At 68.8% G+C, this 1,267-nt stretch carries 1 protein-coding gene; it reads right to left on the minus strand.

The annotated features are described in order from the left end of the window. A partial coding sequence (dxs, locus tag ABFS34_16900; GenBank protein MEN8377105.1) for a 1-deoxy-D-xylulose-5-phosphate synthase occupies positions 1-1,267 on the minus strand: 1,267 nt, incomplete at both ends.

Here is a 1,267-nt window from a genome sequence, read left to right on the forward strand (position 1 = left end):
CCGGCCCGTCGTGCTCGACCGCGGTGCGGAGCATGTGGCGCAGCTCGTTCTCGTCCTTCGGCGCCATCACCACGATGTTCGGGAGCGAGCGCAGGTAGGCGATGTCGTACAGGCCCTGGTGGGTGGCCCCGTCCGCGCCGACCAGCCCCGCGCGGTCCATCGCGAAGGTGACGTCGAGGTTCTGGACGCAGACGTCGTGGACCACCTGGTCGTAGGCGCGCTGGAGGAACGTCGAGTAGATGGCGGCCACCGGCTTCATGCCCTCGGAGGCGAGGCCGGCCGCGAAGGTGACGGCGTGCTGCTCGGCGATGCCGACGTCGTAGAAGCGGTCCGGGAAGACGCGCTGGAAGCGATCGAGGCTGGTGCCGTCGGCCATGGCGGCCGTGATCCCGACGATGCGCGAGTCCTCCTTCGCGAGATCGATCAGCGTGTCCGCGAACACCACCTGGTACTTGGGCGGCCCGGGCTTGCTCGGCGCGAACTTCCCCGACTCGATGTCGAACTTGCCGACGCCGTGGTACTTGAACGGGTCCTGCTGCGCGGGCTCGTAGCCATAGCCCTTGGCCGTGATCGCGTGGATCAGGATCGGGCCGTCGCCGTTCGCGAGCATGGCGCGCACGTTGTCGAAGGTCTCGAGCAGCACGTCCACCCGATGCCCCTGGATCGGGCCCACGTACTTGAAGCCGAGGGCCTCGAAGAGGAGGCCCGGCGAGAAGAACACCTTGAGCGACTCCTCGGCCTTCTGCGCCCAGTGGATCATGTCGCCCGGCAGCGAGCCCAGGAACTCCTTCGCCCAGCCCTTCATGCGCCGCACCATGGGCGCCGAGAGCTTGCGCGAGAGGTACGAGGAGAGCGCGCCCACGTTGGGGGAGATCGACATCTCGTTGTCGTTCAGCACCACCACGAGGTTCCGCTGGTGCAGGTGGCCGGCGTGGTTGAGCGCCTCGAAGGCCATGCCCGCCGTCATGCCGCCGTCGCCGATGAGGGCGATGGCGAAGCGGTCCTGGCCCTGGTGCTGGAAGGCCCGCGCCATGCCGAGCGCGGCCGAGATCGAGGTGCCGGCGTGGCCGGCGCCGAAGTGGTCGAAGGGAGATTCCGCGCGGCGGAGGAACTTCCCGATGCCGTCCTCCTTGCCGATCTGGTCGAAGCCCGTCCGCCGCCCCGTCAGCATCTTGTGCGCGTAGCCCTGGTGGCCGACGTCGAGCACGAGCCGGTCCCGCGGCGTGTCAAAGACGTAGTGGATGGCGGTGATCAGCTCGACGGCGCC

It is taken from the genome of Gemmatimonadota bacterium (genome assembly GCA_039715185.1).
GTDB lineage: Bacteria > Gemmatimonadota > Gemmatimonadetes > Longimicrobiales > RSA9 > DATHRK01.